This window comes from Duganella sp. Root1480D1 (genome assembly GCF_001427305.1).
Classification (GTDB): Bacteria; Pseudomonadota; Gammaproteobacteria; order Burkholderiales; family Burkholderiaceae_D; genus Rugamonas.
This window is the reverse complement of the sequence record NZ_LMFZ01000001.1, coordinates 183,313-200,074: the sequence shown is the minus strand read 5'-3', so window position 1 is coordinate 200,074 and position 16,762 is coordinate 183,313. Positions and strand designations below refer to the sequence as shown.

Sequence of the window (16,762 nt, the reverse complement as noted above, 5' to 3'; positions counted from 1 at the left end):
ATGTTAAGTGAAACTCGCGAGCGTGGCATGCAAATTGGCATGGCGGAACTGCTGCGCGCCATGGAATACCTGCCGGTCGGCATGTCCATCATCGACCGCGACCTGCAATTCCGGTTCTGGAACGACAGCTTTTGCCAATGCCTGGATTTCCCGGACAGCCTGATGCAGCCCGGGGTGCTGCTGGAAGACCTGTTCCGTTTCAATGCCCTGCGCGGCGAATTCGGGCCGGGCGATCCGGACGCCCAGGTGCGCGACCGTATCGACCTGGCGCGCAAGTTCGTGCCGCACCGGTTCCGGCGCACGCGCGCCAATGGCACGGTCTTGCAAGTGACCGGGCGACCCATGAGCGATGAACGGGGCCGGGTGGTCGGCTTCGTCACGATCTATGAAGACGTTACCATCGAAGCGCGCCAGCAGCAGGAACTGGAGCAGGTGCACCGGAAACTGCTGTCGGCCTATGAAGACTTGCGGCGCGCCCAGCTGGACAACAGCGCGCTGGAAAAAGACCGCTCCAAATACTACCAGCTGGCGGTGCGCGATGCCGTGACCGGCCTGTATACACGCCACTATATGGAAGATGCCGCCGCCCGTTTGCTGCAACAGCATGAGCGCGACGCGGCCGAACGGGTAGGCCTGCTGGTCTTCGATGTCGACCGCTTCAAGCAGATCAATGACAATCACGGCCACCTGGTGGGCGACCTGGTGCTGCAGCGCATAGGGAGCCTGTTGAACAGCCACACGCGCCGCATCGACATTGCGGTGCGTAACGGCGGCGATGAATTTGCCGTCTTCCTGCCCAAGCTCGACCTCCAGCACAGCCTGCAATTTGCCGAAAGGGTGCGCAGCGAAGTGCGCGCCATGCGCTTCGAAGGGGCGCTGTCGGCCATGGAAGTGTCGATCAGCGCCGGCGTGGCCGAGCACCAGCCGGGCGAGTCGCTTGGCGAATTCCTGCAGCGGGCCGATGCTGCCCTGTATGCCGCCAAGCGCGCCGGGCGCGACCGGGTTTGCAGCTTTCCAGCCCAGGCGGAAAAAAATCTTTAAGCCGGCTGTCACAAACCGGCAGGCTGCTCCGTCTAATGGATAAGAGGGCCGCACAGTGCGGTTTTCACCATCAGACCGAAAGGATTTTCCATGAGCACCCTGCGTTACAACTACTTCCAACTGTCCCAGAAATCGTTCCAGAACCTGCTGGCGCTGTCGAATGGCCTGAACCGCGAACTGCTGGGCAAGAAGCTGGTGGACCTGGTCCTGCTGCGGGTGTCGCAGATCAATGGCTGCGGCTTTTGCATCGACATGCATTACCAGGATTTGCTGAAGATGGACGTCGATCCGCGCCATGTGAATGCGGTGGCTGGCTGGCGCGAGGCGCCATTCTTCAGCGAGCGCGAACGCGCTGCGCTGGAATGGTCTGAGTTGATCAATGCGATTCCAGTCCGCGATCCCGACGACGCAGCTTTCGCCCGTGTCAAGGAGCATTTCTCCGCCGAAGAGATCGCGGAACTGGGCTTCGTGGTTGCGGTCATCCGTTCCTGGAACATGCTGAACGTGGCGTCGCGCAACCCGATTCCTCGCTAATTTTCCCTCTTGCGCAGTAACAGCAAGGGCAAGCCGGCCAGCAGCATGAGGATCTGTGCCGGCTCGGGAATCGGCGCCGCCAGGAAGCCGCGGATTTCACCGCTCGGGTAGACGTTCGAGTGGATGTTGAAATACGCGGCGCCGGCATTCAGCCCGGCCAATAACGCAGCCTCGGCGCCGGCCGTGCTGCCGCCGTTATTGGCCAGGAAGGTCGGGTTCCAGAACGATGCCTGCGAAGTGTCGAAGAACGAGGCATAACTGCCGCTGGTTTCGTTCGCCGGGAAGCCGGTAAACGTCGGCAGCATGGTGGCGACACCCGCATTGCCATCGCCTGGTACGGCCGTGCAGCAATGGATGTGGGCAGCACCGCTCAGGCCTTCCAGGTCGGTAAAGCTGGCTGCAATGGTCATGTAATGGTTGTCGATATCGAACAGCACGGTCACATCGCCCGTGGCTGCCGACGCGTTTGGCGGAGATTCCGCCGCGCCGCTGAGTGAGGCGTTAAAGACAAGTGGATCAGCTTGCGCTGCTCCGCAAGCGGCAATCAAGGCCAGCGTCGCCAGCCCCTTTTTCAGATGAGTTCCCATTCGGTGGCTCCTCAATGTTCGCGAGCCCGCGATAACGGTTCCCCCCGTGTAATTGCAAGCAGGCGCGCAGTACAGCGCGCTTATTGTCGCTGCAAGCGCACCTTCGATGGCGCACGCTTAACGCTGGACCCTGCGGCAGAACTCGAGCAGCAAGGCTTCGCCTTCCGGCCAGGGGCCGTAGCCGGCATCGCCATTGATATGCCCGGCGGCGCCGATCAGGTGCAGTTGGCTGCCCCAGGCTTGCGCAAACTGGCGCGCCCGTTCCGTGCTGACGTAGATATCGTCTTCGCTGGCCACCACGACGGAGGGAAACGGCAGGGACGCCAATTGCATCGGCTGGAAGCCGGTGGTGCAGTCCGGGTAGCTCGGCGCATCGACATCGCTGGGCGCGACCAGGAAGGCGCCAGCCACACGCCGGGCCGCATCATGGCGATGGGCCGCTGCCCACCAGGTCACCAGGGTGCAGGACAGGCTGTGCGCCGCCAGCACCGGTGCTTGCGGGCAGGCAGCGATAGCGGCGTCCAGCTCGCGCACCCATTCTTCGCGGTCCGGAGTTTCCCAGTCGCGGTGCGGGGCACGCGTCCAGCCGTGTTGCTTTTCCCAGTGGGTTTGCCAGTGTTGCGGGCCGGAATTCCACAAACCGGCCAGGGTCAAAACGGTCATTTCACGTTCTTCATCAGGAAGGTCGATTGGCCGCAGCTCTTCTGCGAGTAGGCGATGGCTTCTTGCGAACAACTGCGGGACTTGCCGTCCTTGGCAAAGCACACACGTGCCTCGCGCAGGAAACGGCCGCCGGAACCGCACACCGGCAGCACGGAGTCTTTTGCCAGCCAGGGATTGGCTTTGTGGAATTCATCTTCGAACTGGCCCGGCGTGAGGCGTACCGGCTGCTGCGGGCGCGCGAAGGCGGCCGGCATCTTCAGACTGTCGCGCAGCTTTGCGCTCAACGCCAGGTAATCCTGCGGCTGCAGGCCGGAGCAGGAACCATGCTTGTTCCATTCATGGAACAGCAGTTTCGGCGAAGGGTAGAGCGATTCGTACTGGTCGCGCAGGCTGTTTGAAATCCTGCTGCGGCCGCAGCTTTCCGGGTAGCCGCGCTCGAACTGCGGCCACAGGCCGTGCAGCACGAAGCCAAGCTGGCGGCCGGTGGCGCATTGCAGCGGGTCGCCGCCGCCGCGGCCGGCGCAGTACTCCGGCGACCAGGACAGCGACATCACGTAATAATCGAAAACACCGGGGCGGTCGTCGCGTGCCATGGCTGGCAGCGCACAGGCCGCAGCCAGCAAGGCAGCGAGCAAGCGTTTCACAAGGCGGTCCTTAAAGCGAACAATTCCGGGAACAGTACCACATCCAGCATTTTCCGGAGATAGGAGACGCCGGCGGTGCCGCCCGTGCCGGTCTTGAAGCCGATCACGCGCTCCACCGTGGTCACGTGGCGGAAGCGCCAGAAGCGGAAGGCGGTTTCCATGTCGACCAGCTTTTCCGCCAGTTCATACAGCGCCCAGTAGCGGGTGGTGTCGCGGTACACCTCCAGCCAGGCATCCTTGACCGACTCGTTGGCCACGGTCGGCTGGGTCCAGTCGCCGTCCAGCCGCCCGGCGTCGATATGCAGGCCGTTACGCGCCAGCAGCCGGATCGCTTCGTCGTACAGCGATGGCGCGTGCAGGGCCGCGTCGAGCAGGGCATGGGCCTCCGGCGCCTGCTGGTGCACTGCCAGCATATTGGCATTCTTGTTACCGAGGATGAATTCGATTTCGCGGTACTGGTGCGACTGGAAGCCGGAGGACGAGGCCAGGTAAGGGCGGATCGCCGTGTATTCGGGCGGCGTCATGGTAGCCAGCACGTCCCAGGCGTGCACCAGCTGGTCCATGATGCGCGCCACGCGGGCCAGCATCTTGAAGGCCGGTGGCAGGTCGTCGCGGCGCAGGTGGTCGACCACGGCATGCAGTTCGTGCAGCATCAGCTTCATCCACAATTCGCTGGTCTGGTGCTGCACGATGAACAGCATCTCATTGTGGTTGGGCGACAGCGGGTGCTGCGCGTTCAGGATCTTTTCCAGGCCCAGGTAGTCGCCATAGCTCATGGACCTGGAGAAGTCCATTTGCGCGCCGTGCCAGGCGGCGTCTTTTTTTTCTTCGGTCATGTCGGGTCTCAGGTTACTGCGCCGCGGGCGGCAGTGATGTCGTAGGCTTTATCGTCCAGGATCTGCTTCAGGATTTCCACCGCATCCCACACGTCGGCGAAGCTGGTGTACAGCGGCGTGAAGCCGAAGCGCATGATTTCCGGTTCGCGGTAATCGCCGATCACGCCGTGCGCGATCAGTGCTTGCATCACGGCGTAGCCATGGGGGTGGGTGAAGCTGACTTGCGAACCGCGGCGCACGTGATCGCGCGGCGTCACCAGGCCCAATGGATGATTCGGGCAGCGCTGCTCCACCAGGGCGATGAACAGGTCGGTCAGGGCCAGCGACTTGCTGCGCACCGCATCCATGGTGGTTTGCGCGAAGACGTCGAGGCCGCATTCCACCATTGCCAGCGAGGTGACCGGCTGGGTGCCGCACAGCGCCCGGCCGATGCCCTTGGCCGGCGCGAAGTCGGGCGCCATGGCGAACGGGTTGGCGTGCCCCCACCAGCCGGACAACGGATGGCTGAATTTATCCTGTCCGTGCCCCGGAACCCAGATGAAGGCAGGCGAGCCGGGGCCGCCGTTCAGGTATTTATAAGTGCAGCCAACAGCGAAGTCGGCACCGTCCGCGTGCAGGTCGAGCGGCACTGCGCCGACCGAGTGGCACAGGTCCCACACGATCAGCGCGCCGTGCTGGTGGGCGAGGGCGCTGGTGGCGGCCATGTCGTGCTGGTAGCCGGTGCGGTAGTTCACGTGGGTCAGCATGACGACGGCGACATCGCCAGTGATGGCGGCGGGGAGCTGGTCCGGGCTGTCGACCAGGCGCACTTCATAGCCGCGGTCGAGCCAGGAAGTCAGGCCCTGCGCCATATAGATATCGGTCGGGAAGTTGGAGCGTTCGGTGATGATCACCTTGCGGCCGGTGTGCGCCTGCGCGTGCAGTGCTGCGGCCAGGGCCTTGAACAGGTTGATCGAGGTGGTGTCGGTGACGACCACTTCCCCTTGCCTGGCGCCGACCAGCGGCGCCAGCTTGTCGCCCAGGCGTTTGGGCATTTCAAACCAGCCGGCGGTATTCCAGCTGGTGATCAGGTCCTTGCCCCATTCTTTGGCGATCACTTCGGTGGCGCGGGTGAGGGCGGCTTTCGGGCGGGCGCCCAGCGAGTTGCCATCGAGATAAATAACCCCGGCAGGCAGGTCGAACCGCTCGCGCAGCGGCGCCAGGGTGTCCGCTGCGTCGCGGGCCAGGCAGTCAGAACGGGAAATCATGTGGGCGCTTTCCTTGAGACTTAAACAAAGTGAGATTGTAGCAACCTTTTAGCCTCCTAAAACCGGTACCCCGGTGTCAGACCCACAGGGTCTGACACCCGCACGCCGCCGCCGCGTATCGGTTTTGGTTTGTAAGCCATTGATTTATAAAGAATCAAAAAATTTTCAAAATTTTTTTCAAAAAACCCTAAAGTTCCTCAAACCCCTGCCGTTACCGTTTTTAGAAGCCCGGTAAAAGGCTTGCTGTTCGGCAGTTTGGAACGAGTGAAAAAAACTTAAAATTTTTTGCTCAGAACCCTAAAGTTCGCCAAAACCCTGCCGTTACCAGTTCAGATGTCGCAAAAAAGCATCTCAGCGATATCGCATTTTTACCTTCGGCTCCTGTGTTTTCAGCGAGACCGAACGCCCCGCAAACCCGCGCCAATACTGGCGTTGCCCCTCTATGGGCAGCCCTCTGTAGGACAAAATCCTACGGGGTCACTTCGCCCATTTCCGACCCAAAATACAGAGTGCCGCCTCTTTGCGCTTTATCGCGTCTCCAGCAGAATGTATCTCACCAGCAACGAAAATTGCGTTGCAAGCTGAAACTGACTGGAGATGGACATGACCGCAAACGACATGATGGCTGAAATCCGCGACGCGAACCTGAGCTACCTGATGCTGGCGCAGCAGATGATCCGCGCCGACAAAGTCACCGCGATCTTCCGCCTGGGCATTTCGGCCGATATCGCCGATCTGATCGAAGGCATGAGCAACGCCCAGATCCTGAAACTGGCGGGCGGCAACATGATGCTGGCCCGCTTCCGCTTCGACGACAGCGCCATCCTCGGCATGCTGACCAACTACAACAAGGACCGTTCCCTGGCCCAGTCCCACGCCGCCATCCTGATGGCCGGCCAGGCTGTTGAAGAAATCGCTTAAGGAGCGACGCCATGAGCAAGAAGAGTGTGGTGACCGAGGCGCAGGAAATCCAGCTGGCTATCGAGCTGATCAACCTGGGCGCCCGCCTGCAACTGCTGGAAACCGAGGTCTCGCTGTCGCGTGAGCGCCTGCTCAAGTTGTACAAGGAGCTGAAGGGCGTGTCGCCGCCGAAGGGCATGCTGCCTTTCTCGACCGACTGGTTCCTGACCTGGCAGCCGAACATCCACTCGTCGCTGTTCATGAATATCCATAACTTCCTGGTCGAACACGCAGGCGCCACTGGCATCCATGCTGTGATGAAGGCTTACCAGCTCTACCTGGAACAAATGCCGCCGGCTGCTGGCGAAGAGCCACTGCTCTCGCTGACCCGCGCCTGGACCCTGGTCAAGTTCGCAGGCAGCAAAATGCTGCAGCTCAAGCCTTGCACTTGCTGCAAAGGCAAGTTCGTAGTCGACGCCATGGACCTCAACCGCGACTACAAGTGCGGCCTGTGCCACATGCCTTCGCGTGCCGGCAAGACCCGCAAGGCCAAGGATGCCGCCGAAGCGGTCGCCGCTTGAATGTAAGGTGTCAGACCCTGTGGGTCTGACACCGGTTTACCGGTTTATCCCCGCTGCGCCAGGCAGTTGCCATAAACCGGCAAGGCGGTGCCTGACCCGCAGGGGCAGGCACCGGTATGCCAGAGGCGCTGGCCCCGGTATACTTCCGCCATGATTTCAAGAACTCCCGCCTTCCAGGCGCTGCTGGTCCAGGCCGGCGCGCTGCTGCCATGCGCCGCGCTGGCTGTTGCGCTTGAATCATTCGGCCATGGCCTGACGCTGCTGCAGGCCGCACTGCTGCAAGGTTTGCTGGCTGCCCTCATCAGCTGGAAAGTTGGCCTGGCGCGCTGGTGGCTGCCGATCCAGCTGCTGTTTCCCATCGCCTTATTGGCGGGTCTTGCGCTGCATCTGCCGCCCTGGCTGGCCGCAGCCGCCTTCCTGGTGTTGCTGGGCTGGTATTGGTCGACCTACCGCACACAAGTCCCTTACTATCCGTCGAGCCCCGCCGTGTGGCGCGCCGTCCAGGCCGAACTGCCGCAGGGCAGGGCGCTGCGCATCATCGATATCGGCAGCGGCCTTGGCGGCTTCACCATGCACCTGGCGGGTGCGCGGCCGGAATCGGAAGTGATGGGCATCGAACTGGCGCCGGTGCCGTGGCTGCTGTCGCGGCTGCGTGCCGTCTTGTCCGGCAGCCGCGCGCGATTCTTGCGTGGCGACTATGACCAGTTAAATTTTGCAGAATATGACCTGGTGTTTGCTTACCTGTCGCCGGCTGCCATGCCGGCCTTGTGGAGCAAGGCCCAGCGCGAGATGCGGGCCGGTAGTTTGCTTGCCAGTTATGAATTTGAAATTCCTGCTGCAAACGGCATCAAGACCATCCGCACCACAGAGGGTGGTCCGCTCCTTTATATAAGAGCATTTTAGAGGCAGTTTTCCTTGCCGCAGAGGCGTCTTCACGTTATTGTAGTTCCACTGTGGAATATTATTGCTTTTAACTAGCTTTCGGGGAGTCTGCGCGCTTGTTAGTCATTGTCGGATACATCATTGTCCTCGGCGCCGTGTTTGGTGGTTTCGCATTGTCCGGCGGCCACCTGGCAGCCCTGTTCCAGCCGCTGGAACTGCTGATGATTGGCGGTGCCGCCCTCGGTGCTTTTTTTGTCGGCAATAACGGCAAATCCATCAAGGCCACGCTGGCCGCGCTGCCGACCCTGTTCAAAGGTTCTCGCTATACCAAGGACCTGTACATGGAGCTGATGTCGCTCCTGTTCGACGTGTTGTCCAAGGTACGCAAGGAAGGCCTGATGTCGATCGAAGGCGATATCGACAAGCCGGAAGACAGCCCGCTGTTCAGCAAGTACCCGGCGGTGCTGGAAGACCACCACATCATCGAGTTCATGACCGATTACCTGCGCCTGATGGTGTCGGGGAATATGGATGCCTTCCAGATCGAGAACCTGATGGACAACGAGATCGACACCCACCACCAGGAAGGCCATGTGCCGGCCCATTGCATCGCCAAGCTGGGCGACGGCTTGCCGGCCTTCGGTATCGTGGCGGCGGTGATGGGCGTGGTGCATACCATGGAATCGGTGGGCATCCCGCCGTCCGAGCTGGGCATGCTGATCGCGCACGCGCTGGTCGGTACCTTCCTCGGTATCTTGCTGGCCTACGGTTTCGTCGGCCCGCTGGCCAGCCTGCTGGAACAGAAGCTGGAAGAGTCGACCAAGATGTTCCAGTGCGTGAAAGTCACGCTGCTGGCCAGCCTGAATGGTTATGCCCCGGCCCTGGCCGTGGAATTTGGCCGCAAGGTACTGTACTCTACCGAGCGCCCAAGCTTCTCCGAGCTGGAAGAACATATCAAGAAATCGAAGTCGAAGTAATGGAAGCGAGGACCTGCCATGGCTGAAGAAGGCCTGCGGCCTATTGTCGTCAAGAAGATCAAGAAAGGCGGGGGCGGCCACCACGGCGGCGCCTGGAAGATCGCTTACGCCGACTTCGTGACGGCGATGATGGCGTTCTTCCTGCTGATGTGGCTGCTCGGTTCGACTACCAAGGGCGACCTGAACGGCATTTCCGAGTACTTCAAGACGCCGCTGAAAGTCGCCATGCAAGGCGGCTCGGGCAGCGGCGACAGTTCCTCGGTGATCCAGGGCGGTGGTTCCGATCTGTCGCGCCGTACCGGCCAGGTCAAGATGACGGACGATCCGGCCCAGAGCAAGACCTATAACCTGGATGCCGCCAAGAAAGCGATGGAGGCGGAAGAGCGCTCGCGCCTGCAAGCGCTGCGCGCCCGGATCGAAATGACCATCGATACCAATGCCGAACTCAAAAAGTTCAAGGAGCAGCTGTTGCTGGACTTCACCAGCGAAGGCTTGCGCATCCAGATCGTCGACTTGCAGAACCGCCCCATGTTCAACGCCGGCAAGGCCGACCTGCAGCCGTATGCGCGCGAGATCCTGGAAGCCATCGCGCCCGCGCTGAATGATGTTCCAAACAAGATTGGCCTTTCCGGCCACACGGACTCCACGCCGTATTTCACCGAAACGGGGTACAGTAACTGGGAACTGTCGGCCGACCGTGCCAATGCCTCGCGCCGCGCGCTGCTGCATGGCGGACTGGCCGACAATAAGATCCTGCGCGTGGTGGGCCTGGCCAGCGCCGCCCACCTTGACCGCGCGGATCCATTCAACCCGATCAATCGCCGCATCAGCATTATTGTGATGAACAAGAGGACCGAGGAGAATGTGCTGCGTGACGGCGGCAAATTGCAAGTCGGCCTCGATACGGAAGCGACGCAAGCCGCGGCGGCAGCGGCACCGGCACCGGCCGAGCCGGCAGGGAAGAAATAGAGGCTTTATGACAAGAAAGAAAATCCTTGGCTCCCACGTGAAACGGCTGCTGTCCGGCGTGTCGGACCATGGCCGGCGCCACCTGACCGAAGTCGAGACCGACCTGCTGCAGACCAACCTGCTGCTGGAAGAGGCGATCGAGAAGCTGACCCGCAACTTCATGGCGATCCATGAAGCGGTCAGCGCGCAGCAGGCCACCATCGAGCTGCTGCTGCAAGGCGGCGATCCCTCGGCGGAAGACAAGGCGCGCCTGAAGGAAATGAACGAACAGGTAAGCGGCTACGTCAACGCCGCCATTACCAGCATGCAGTTCCAGGACATGACCAGCCAGCTGATCGACCGCACCCTGAAACGGGTGACCGGCTTGCGGGAATTCCTCGGCACGCTGGGTGCGCACGGCGCCGAAGTGGTGCCCGAATCGGGCAGCGACGAGATCGTGGACCTGCTTAGCAAGGTCAGCATGGCGCTGGCGATCCAGAGCCTGGAATTGCGCAGCGTGCTGCGCAAGGCGGTCAGCCAGAAGCACCTGGAAAGCGGCGACATCGAACTGTTCTGAATACACACAAAAATTTAACCAAGTGAGAAAAAAAGATGGCTAAAACAATTCTTGCAGTCGACGACTCCTCCTCGCTGCGCCAGATGGTGGCTTTCAGCCTGAAGGCAGCCGGCTACCAGGTGGTGGAAGCAGTCGACGGACAGGATGGCCTGGAAAAGGCCAAGCTGCAAACCGTGGACCTGGTGCTGACCGACCAGAACATGCCACGCATGGATGGCCTGCAACTGATCAAGCTGCTGCGCGAGCAGCCGTCCTATGCCAAGGTACCCATCCTGATGCTGACCACCGAATCGTCCGACGAGATGAAGGCCAAGGGCCGCGCCGCCGGTGCGAATGGCTGGCTGGTCAAGCCTTTCGACCCGCAACGCTTGATCGAGGTAGTGAAGAAGGTCATCGGCTAATAAAGGGGTGTGGCATGACCATCGATATTAGCCAGTTCTACCAGGTCTTCTTCGACGAAGCGGAAGAACTGCTGGCTGAAATGGAGCGTCTGCTGCTGGGCGTGGACGTCGAGTCGCCCAGCGAAGAGGACTTGAACGCGATTTTCCGTACCGCGCACTCGGTGAAGGGCGGCGCGTCGACATTCGGCGTGACCGACATGACCGAAGTCACGCACGTGCTGGAGACGCTGCTGGACCGCATCCGCAAGGGCGAGATGGCCTTGACGTCGACCCACGTCGACGCCTTCCTGGCCGCCAAGGACATCCTGAAGATGCAGCTGGACGGCCACCGCCTGGGCAGCGCAGTCGACCAGGAAGCGGTGGGCGACGTGCGCATGATGCTGCAGGAGCTGGCGCAGGACGTGCACATCGAAGCAATGGCGCCGGTGGCGTCGGGCTTCAGCACGCCCGATGCGCAAGCGATGGACCATCGCGGCGGCAAGCGCTACCGGCTGGAACTGCCGCCCATGGTGCACCGGGAAGTGGAGGCGCTGGCGGCCGAACTTGGCCTGATGGGCCATGTGGAACTGATGCCGCTGGATGCCGAGCGCCATGCGATGGTCGTCACCACCCACGAATCGCTGGACGATATCGTGGCCATCTGCTCCTTCGTGATCGACGCCGACCAGATGAAGGTCAGCGAACTGCCGGCGCTGAGCCCGACCCAGTCCGCGCGCGAACAGGCCGAACGGGAACGCAAGGAAGCGCAGCAGGGTTACGGTTTCTTCGACCCGCTGCCGGCTGCCGGCGCTGCGGCACCTGCGGTCGACGGCGACGGCTACGGTTTCTTCCAGCCCATCGATGAAATCCGCTCCAATGCCGGCGCGGCTGCCGAAGATGCGCGCGGCTATGGCTTCTTCCAGCCGCTGGAAGTGATTCGCGCCCAGGCGGGCATCCAGGATGTGCCGGCGGAAGCTGCCAAGCCGAGCGAAGAACAGGAAAAGAAAGCCGCCCGCAAGGAAGCGGAAAAGCAGGCCCACGCGCCGGCCGGCGGCGAATCGTCCTCGATCCGCGTGTCGGTGGAAAAGGTCGACCAGTTGATCAACCTGGTGGGCGAACTGGTGATCACGCAAGCCATGATCGAGCAGCGCGCCAGCACCATCGACCCGGTGCTGCACGAGAAGCTGCTGAGCGGTATTTCCCAGCTCACCCGCAACACGCGCGACCTGCAGGAATCGGTGATGTCGATCCGCATGATGCCGATGGACTTCGTGTTCTCGCGCTTCCCGCGCATGGTGCGCGACCTGGCCACCAAGCTTGGCAAGAAGGTCGAATTCGTCACCAGCGGCGCCGCCACGGAGCTGGACAAGGGCCTGATCGAACGCATCGTCGACCCGCTGACCCACCTGGTGCGCAACTCGATCGACCACGGCATTGAAATGCCGGACGTGCGCAAGGCCGCCGGCAAGTCCGAAACGGGGCGCCTGTTCCTGTCGGCCTCGCACCAGGGCGGCAGCATCATCATCGAAGTATCGGATGATGGCGGCGGCTTGAACCGCGACAGGATTTTGGCAAAAGCCCGCCAGAACGGCTTGCCGCTGTCCGATAACATGACGGACGCCGATGTATGGCAGTTGATCTTCGCGCCGGGCTTTTCGACCGCCGAGCAGGTGACCGATGTTTCCGGCCGCGGCGTTGGCATGGACGTGGTGAAGCGTAACATTACCGCCATGGGCGGCACCGTCGACATCCGTTCCGCCAAGGGCTTTGGCACCACGATTTCGATTTCCCTGCCGCTCACGCTGGCCATCCTGGACGGCATGCTGATCCAGACCGGCGAAGAGGTCTACATCCTGCCGCTTGGCTTCGTGCTCGAGTCGCTGCAGCCGGCGCCGGAAGACGTCAAGGAAATCAGCGGCAAGGGCCGCGTCATCAAAGTCCGTGGCGAATACCTGCCGCTGATTCCCCTGTACCAGATTTTCGATATCGCACCGCGCTTCACCGATCCATGCCAGGGCATCCTGGTGATCGTGGAAACCGAGGGCAAGAAGGCCTGCCTGTTCGTCGACGAACTGGTGGGCCAGCAGCAGGTCGTGGTCAAGAACCTGGAATCGAATTACCGCAAGGTGACCGGAATTTCCGGTGCCACCATTCTTGGCGACGGAGGCGTGTCGCTGATCCTGGACGTGACGGCGCTGGTGCGCTCGTCGCGCCAGCTGGTTGACGAATCAAACTTTGTGAAGGAAGAACCATGAGCGACGCAGCAAGCGCCGGCACCGCCGTCCAGGAGTTCCTGGCTTTCAAGCTGGGCTCCGAAGAATACGGCATCGATATCCTGAAAGTGCAGGAGATCCGCGGTTACGAAGCGGTGACCCGCATCGCCAACGCGCCGGAATTCATCAAAGGCGTGATCAACCTGCGCGGCATCATCATTCCGGTGGTGGACATGCGCATCAAATTCAAGCTGGGCGAACCGGTGTACGATCAATTCACCGTGGTCATCATCCTCAATATCAACGGCCGCGTGGTAGGCATGGTGGTCGATTCGGTATCGGACGTGACGTCGCTGACGGAAGAACAGGTCAAGCCGGCGCCGGACCTGGGCACGGCCTTCAGCTCGGAGTACATGATCGGCCTTGGCACCATCGACGAGCGCATGCTGATCCTGGTCGATATCCAGCGCCTGATGTCCAGCCCGGAAATGGGCTTGAGCGAAAAGCTCGCAGCGTAATACAAAAAAATACAGATCCAACAGGACACTAGGGGAGAGAACAAAATGAATGTGCGCGAATACAAGATAGGCACACGGCTTGGTTTCGGCTTCGGGGTTATTCTGCTGATCCTGGTCGGCACCGTGCTGCTGACCAATGTGCTGAACTATCGTAACAAGTCGGCCCTGATGACGGGCCTGGACCTGGCCGGCGCCAAGGAATCGCAGGCGCAGTCGATGAAGAGCGCCATGCTGGAAACCGGCATCGCCATGCGCAATATCGGCCTGCAGTCGGACGTCAGCCTGATGCAGAAGGAAGAAGAGAAGGTCAAGGCCAACCGCGCCCGCTACGATGCGGCGCGCACCAAGCTGCAAAGCCTGGGCCTGAACGACGCCGAGAAAAAGGTGGTGAACGATATCTCCGCCCTGCAGACCGACGTCGACGCAGCCTTCAAGGAAGCGATGGGCCAGATCATGGCCTTCAATGCCGAAGGCGCGGCGAAAGTGATTGCCGGCCGCATCGACCCGCTGCAGCAGCAGACCCTGACTGCGCTGAACAAGCTGGTCGACTTGCAGCAGGCGGCCGTCGCTGACTTCAAGGATAGCTCCAACAAGGGCGACCGCAACCTGACCATGTGGATGGTGGTACTGGCCGCCGTGGCGGTTGGCGTGGGCATCCTGTGTGCGCTGGTGATTACCAAGTCGATTACCGGCCCCTTGTCGGGCGCGGTGGAGGTGGCGCAGAAAGTGGCCGCCGGCGAACTGACTTCGCAAGTGACCGTGGAAGGCAAGGATGAAACCTCGGAACTGCTGCAGGCGTTGAAGGACATGAACGAAAGCCTGGCCAAGACTGTCGGCCAGGTGCGGGCGTCGACCGAAACCATCACCACCGCCTCGCAGGAGATCGCAACCGGCAATGCCGACCTGTCGGCCCGCACCGAATCGCAGGCTTCCTCGCTGGAGGAAACCGCGGCGTCGATGGAAAACCTGACTTCGACCGTGAAGCAGAATGCCGACAACGCCCGCCAGGCCAACCAGCTCGCGGTATCGGCATCGTCGGTGGCGGTGAAGGGCGGCCAGGTGGTGTCGCAAGTGGTCGATACCATGGGCTCGATCAAGCAATCCTCGACCAAGATTGTGGACATCATCGGCGTGATCGACGGCATCGCCTTCCAGACCAATATCCTGGCGCTGAACGCTGCGGTGGAAGCGGCGCGTGCCGGTGAGCAGGGCCGCGGCTTCGCCGTGGTGGCGTCGGAAGTGCGCAACCTGGCGCAGCGCTCCGCGGCGGCAGCCAAGGAAATCAAGGCCCTGATCGACGATTCCGTCGACAAGGTCGATGCCGGCGGCCGCCTGGTCGATGAAGCCGGCCAGACCATGGGCCTGATCGTGACCTCGATCAAGCAGGTGGCCGACATCATGGGCGAGATCACCGCCGCCACCCTGGAACAAAGCCATGGCATCGAGGAAGTCAATGCCGCCATCGGCCAGATGGACGAAATGACGCAGCAGAATGCCGCGCTGGTGGAAGAAGCCGCCGCCGCCGCCGAATCGATGCAGGACCAGGCCAACAACCTGGCCCAGGCGGTGTCGATCTTCAAACTGGCCGGAGACGAATTCGCCAAGCGCGCGGCGGCAGCGCCGCGCAAGGCAAGGCCGGCAGCGCCGGCGCGCAGTACGGCAGTGGTGCCGGCCGCTGCGGCCGCCGCGCAGCAGCCGAAGAAGAAGCTTGCGGCTGCCGCCCCATCGGGCGACGACTGGGAAGAGTTTTAATGTCCATGTAACCGCGGGGAGCTATAAAAAATGGCGCTGACCAAAGAGACCGTGAAAGAGTTTGACTTCAACGGCAAGGATTTTGAACGGGTCCGCGCAATGATCTACAAGCGGGCCGGCATTGCGCTGGCCGATTCCAAGCAGGAAATGGTGTACAGCCGCCTGGCGCGGCGCTTGCGCGCCACCGGCATCAATAGTTTCGTGCGTTACCTGGACGACCTGGAAGGCGGGCGCCTGGGCGACGGCGAGTGGGAGGCGTTCACCAACGCGCTGACCACCAACCTGACGTCGTTCTTCCGCGAGTCGCACCATTTCCCGCTGCTGGCCGAGCATCTCAAGGCCAAACGCGGGGAGCAGATCAATATCTGGTGCTCCGCCAGCTCCACCGGCGAAGAACCGTATTCGATAGCCATCACCTGCTGCGAGGCGTTCAACACGCTGACGCCGCCGGTGCACATCCTGGCCACCGATATCGACACCAACGTGCTGGCCACCGCCGCCAACGGCGTCTACCCGATGGAACGGATCGACAAGCTGTCGCCCGAGCAGCAGCGCCGCTTTTTCCTGAAGGGGCGCGGCGCCAACGAAGGCATGGCGCGCGTGCGGCAGGAGTTGCGCTCGCTGATCACCTACCGGCAGGTCAACCTGCTGGACGAGAAATGGGACATCCGTCCCGGCTTCGACGTGATTTTCTGCCGCAATGTGATGATCTACTTCGACAAGGCGACCCAGCGCAAGATCCTGTCCCGCTTTGTCCCTTTGATGAAACCGGATGCCCTGCTGTTTGCTGGCCATTCCGAGAACTTCCTTTACGTGTCGGACGCTTTGAAGCTGCGCGGTAAGACTGTCTACGAGCTCGATGAGCGCAAGAGGGCATGACATGGATAAAGAACAATTCGCGACCAATGTCTATTACGACCGGACCTTTGACTGCGACGCAGCCAAGATCCTGCCGGGCGAGTACTACTATACGCAGAAGGACATGCTGATCGTGACCGTGCTCGGTTCCTGCGTGTCGGCCTGCATCCGCGACCGCTTGACCGGCCTGGGCGGCATGAACCACTTCATGCTGCCGGACGGCGGCGCTGACCAGGGCAGCCCGGTGTCGGCCTCGGCGCGCTACGGCACCTATGCCATGGAAGTGCTGATCAACGACTTGCTGAAGGCCGGCGCGCGGCGCGACAACCTAGAGGCGAAAGTGTTTGGCGGCGGCGCCGTGCTGAAGGGATTCACCGCCATCAACGTCGGCGAACGCAACGCCGCTTTCGTGCAAAGCTTCCTGAAGAACGAGAAGATCCGCATTGTGGCGGAAGACCTTTGCGATATTTATCCGCGCAAGGTGTATTTCTTCCCCAAGACCGGCAAGGTGCTGGTCAAGAAACTGATGCAAACCCATAACGACACCCTGGCGCAGCGTGAAAACGACTACGCCAACCGCCTCAAGTCCAAACCTGTGGCGGGCGAGGTCGAGCTGTTCTAAAA

General features: G+C 61.6%; 19 protein-coding genes. 14 read left to right on the top strand and 5 right to left on the bottom strand.

Annotated elements, in window-relative coordinates:
* Both ASD58_RS01055 and ASD58_RS01050 read left to right on the top strand, forming a co-directional pair.
* Positions 1-1,041, top strand: a complete 1,041-nt coding sequence (locus ASD58_RS01055; RefSeq protein WP_229209860.1) for a diguanylate cyclase — start codon at positions 1-3, stop codon at positions 1,039-1,041.
* A gap of 90 nt (positions 1,042-1,131) precedes the next feature.
* Complete coding sequence (locus ASD58_RS01050) at positions 1,132-1,575, top strand: carboxymuconolactone decarboxylase family protein (RefSeq protein ID WP_057259162.1); 444 nt, start codon at positions 1,132-1,134, stop codon at positions 1,573-1,575.
* On the opposite strand, the gene ASD58_RS01045 is transcribed toward ASD58_RS01050, so the two are convergent.
* From ASD58_RS01045 to kynU, 5 genes are all read right to left on the bottom strand, one after another.
* Positions 1,572-2,162 carry a CHRD domain-containing protein gene (locus ASD58_RS01045; protein WP_057259160.1) on the bottom strand — a complete coding sequence of 197 codons (591 nt, stop codon included), beginning with the start codon at positions 2,160-2,162 and terminating at the stop codon, positions 1,572-1,574. The genes ASD58_RS01050 and ASD58_RS01045 overlap by 4 nt on opposite strands.
* A 117-nt stretch (positions 2,163-2,279) precedes the next feature.
* Positions 2,280-2,825 carry an alpha/beta hydrolase gene (locus ASD58_RS01040; RefSeq protein WP_057259159.1) on the bottom strand — a complete coding sequence of 182 codons (546 nt, stop codon included), beginning with the start codon at positions 2,823-2,825 and terminating at the stop codon, positions 2,280-2,282.
* Positions 2,822-3,469: a ribonuclease gene (locus tag ASD58_RS01035; protein ID WP_057259157.1), complete on the bottom strand. Its 648-nt coding sequence runs from the start codon at positions 3,467-3,469 to the stop codon at positions 2,822-2,824. The genes ASD58_RS01040 and ASD58_RS01035 overlap by 4 nt, the downstream gene beginning before the upstream one ends.
* Positions 3,466-4,305, bottom strand: coding sequence for a tryptophan 2,3-dioxygenase (gene kynA, locus ASD58_RS01030; RefSeq protein WP_057259155.1), 840 nt, complete (start codon positions 4,303-4,305; stop codon positions 3,466-3,468). Before kynA ends, ASD58_RS01035 begins: the two co-directional genes overlap by 4 nt.
* 8 nt (positions 4,306-4,313) lie before the next feature.
* On the bottom strand, positions 4,314-5,552 hold the full coding sequence (gene kynU, locus ASD58_RS01025; RefSeq protein WP_057259154.1) for a kynureninase: 1,239 nt from the start codon (positions 5,550-5,552) through the stop codon (positions 4,314-4,316).
* Between the two features lie 603 nt (positions 5,553-6,155).
* Between kynU and flhD the strand changes: the two genes are divergently transcribed.
* The 12 genes from flhD (at position 6,156) to cheD (ending at position 16,760) form a co-directional block, all read left to right on the top strand.
* Positions 6,156-6,473, top strand: coding sequence for a flagellar transcriptional regulator FlhD (flhD, locus tag ASD58_RS01020; protein ID WP_055936061.1), 318 nt, complete (start codon positions 6,156-6,158; stop codon positions 6,471-6,473).
* Positions 6,474-6,484: 11 nt separating this feature from the next.
* The gene (gene flhC / locus ASD58_RS01015) at positions 6,485-7,033 is read left to right on the top strand and encodes a flagellar transcriptional regulator FlhC (RefSeq protein WP_057259152.1); all 549 of its coding nucleotides are present in this window, start codon (positions 6,485-6,487) and stop codon (positions 7,031-7,033) included.
* 150 nt (positions 7,034-7,183) lie between these two features.
* On the top strand, positions 7,184-7,936 hold the full coding sequence (locus ASD58_RS01010) for a class I SAM-dependent methyltransferase (RefSeq protein WP_057259150.1): 753 nt from the start codon (positions 7,184-7,186) through the stop codon (positions 7,934-7,936).
* A 95-nt stretch (positions 7,937-8,031) separates the two neighbouring features.
* On the top strand, positions 8,032-8,892 hold the full coding sequence (motA, locus tag ASD58_RS01005) for a flagellar motor stator protein MotA (protein ID WP_057259148.1): 861 nt from the start codon (positions 8,032-8,034) through the stop codon (positions 8,890-8,892).
* A gap of 18 nt (positions 8,893-8,910) precedes the next feature.
* On the top strand, positions 8,911-9,861 hold the full coding sequence (gene motB, locus ASD58_RS01000; RefSeq protein WP_057259146.1) for a flagellar motor protein MotB: 951 nt from the start codon (positions 8,911-8,913) through the stop codon (positions 9,859-9,861).
* A 7-nt stretch (positions 9,862-9,868) separates the two neighbouring features.
* Positions 9,869-10,417, top strand: coding sequence for a hypothetical protein (locus ASD58_RS00995; RefSeq protein ID WP_057259144.1), 549 nt, complete (start codon positions 9,869-9,871; stop codon positions 10,415-10,417).
* A gap of 35 nt (positions 10,418-10,452) precedes the next feature.
* The gene (locus tag ASD58_RS00990; RefSeq protein ID WP_055936079.1) at positions 10,453-10,818 is read left to right on the top strand and encodes a response regulator; all 366 of its coding nucleotides are present in this window, start codon (positions 10,453-10,455) and stop codon (positions 10,816-10,818) included.
* A 14-nt stretch (positions 10,819-10,832) separates the two neighbouring features.
* Positions 10,833-13,052, top strand: coding sequence for a chemotaxis protein CheA (gene cheA / locus ASD58_RS00985; RefSeq protein ID WP_057259142.1), 2,220 nt, complete (start codon positions 10,833-10,835; stop codon positions 13,050-13,052).
* Positions 13,049-13,528 (top strand): chemotaxis protein CheW, encoded by a 480-nt coding sequence (locus ASD58_RS00980; protein WP_057259140.1) that lies wholly within the window; start codon positions 13,049-13,051, stop codon positions 13,526-13,528. Before cheA ends, ASD58_RS00980 begins: the two co-directional genes overlap by 4 nt.
* 45 nt (positions 13,529-13,573) lie before the next feature.
* Positions 13,574-15,280, top strand: coding sequence for a methyl-accepting chemotaxis protein (locus tag ASD58_RS00975; protein WP_057259139.1), 1,707 nt, complete (start codon positions 13,574-13,576; stop codon positions 15,278-15,280).
* A gap of 30 nt (positions 15,281-15,310) precedes the next feature.
* A complete protein-coding gene (locus ASD58_RS00970) occupies positions 15,311-16,159 on the top strand; it encodes a CheR family methyltransferase (RefSeq protein ID WP_057259137.1) in 849 nt (282 codons plus the stop codon).
* Positions 16,140-16,760, top strand: a complete 621-nt coding sequence (gene cheD / locus ASD58_RS00965) for a chemoreceptor glutamine deamidase CheD (protein ID WP_200951551.1) — start codon at positions 16,140-16,142, stop codon at positions 16,758-16,760. The genes ASD58_RS00970 and cheD overlap by 20 nt, the downstream gene beginning before the upstream one ends.
* Positions 16,761-16,762 lie beyond the last annotated feature (2 nt).

What these genes read in the sequence shown, in the direction of transcription:
- ASD58_RS01055 (WP_229209860.1), top strand. Translation starts at nt 1, where the DNA reads ATGTTAAGTGAAACTCGCGAGCGTGGCATGCAAATTGGCATGGCGGAA.
- ASD58_RS01050 (WP_057259162.1), top strand. Translation starts at nt 1,132, where the DNA reads ATGAGCACCCTGCGTTACAACTACTTCCAACTGTCCCAGAAATCGTTC.
- ASD58_RS01045 (WP_057259160.1), bottom strand. Translation starts at nt 2,162, where the DNA reads ATGGGAACTCATCTGAAAAAGGGGCTGGCGACGCTGGCCTTGATTGCC.
- ASD58_RS01040 (WP_057259159.1), bottom strand. Translation starts at nt 2,825, where the DNA reads ATGACCGTTTTGACCCTGGCCGGTTTGTGGAATTCCGGCCCGCAACAC.
- kynA (WP_057259155.1), bottom strand. Translation starts at nt 4,305, where the DNA reads ATGACCGAAGAAAAAAAAGACGCCGCCTGGCACGGCGCGCAAATGGAC.
- kynU (WP_057259154.1), bottom strand. Translation starts at nt 5,552, where the DNA reads ATGATTTCCCGTTCTGACTGCCTGGCCCGCGACGCAGCGGACACCCTG.
- flhD (WP_055936061.1), top strand. Translation starts at nt 6,156, where the DNA reads ATGACCGCAAACGACATGATGGCTGAAATCCGCGACGCGAACCTGAGC.
- flhC (WP_057259152.1), top strand. Translation starts at nt 6,485, where the DNA reads ATGAGCAAGAAGAGTGTGGTGACCGAGGCGCAGGAAATCCAGCTGGCT.
- ASD58_RS01010 (WP_057259150.1), top strand. Translation starts at nt 7,184, where the DNA reads ATGATTTCAAGAACTCCCGCCTTCCAGGCGCTGCTGGTCCAGGCCGGC.
- motB (WP_057259146.1), top strand. Translation starts at nt 8,911, where the DNA reads ATGGCTGAAGAAGGCCTGCGGCCTATTGTCGTCAAGAAGATCAAGAAA.
- ASD58_RS00995 (WP_057259144.1), top strand. Translation starts at nt 9,869, where the DNA reads ATGACAAGAAAGAAAATCCTTGGCTCCCACGTGAAACGGCTGCTGTCC.
- ASD58_RS00990 (WP_055936079.1), top strand. Translation starts at nt 10,453, where the DNA reads ATGGCTAAAACAATTCTTGCAGTCGACGACTCCTCCTCGCTGCGCCAG.
- cheA (WP_057259142.1), top strand. Translation starts at nt 10,833, where the DNA reads ATGACCATCGATATTAGCCAGTTCTACCAGGTCTTCTTCGACGAAGCG.
- ASD58_RS00980 (WP_057259140.1), top strand. Translation starts at nt 13,049, where the DNA reads ATGAGCGACGCAGCAAGCGCCGGCACCGCCGTCCAGGAGTTCCTGGCT.
- ASD58_RS00975 (WP_057259139.1), top strand. Translation starts at nt 13,574, where the DNA reads ATGAATGTGCGCGAATACAAGATAGGCACACGGCTTGGTTTCGGCTTC.
- ASD58_RS00970 (WP_057259137.1), top strand. Translation starts at nt 15,311, where the DNA reads ATGGCGCTGACCAAAGAGACCGTGAAAGAGTTTGACTTCAACGGCAAG.
- cheD (WP_200951551.1), top strand. Translation starts at nt 16,140, where the DNA reads ATGAGCGCAAGAGGGCATGACATGGATAAAGAACAATTCGCGACCAAT.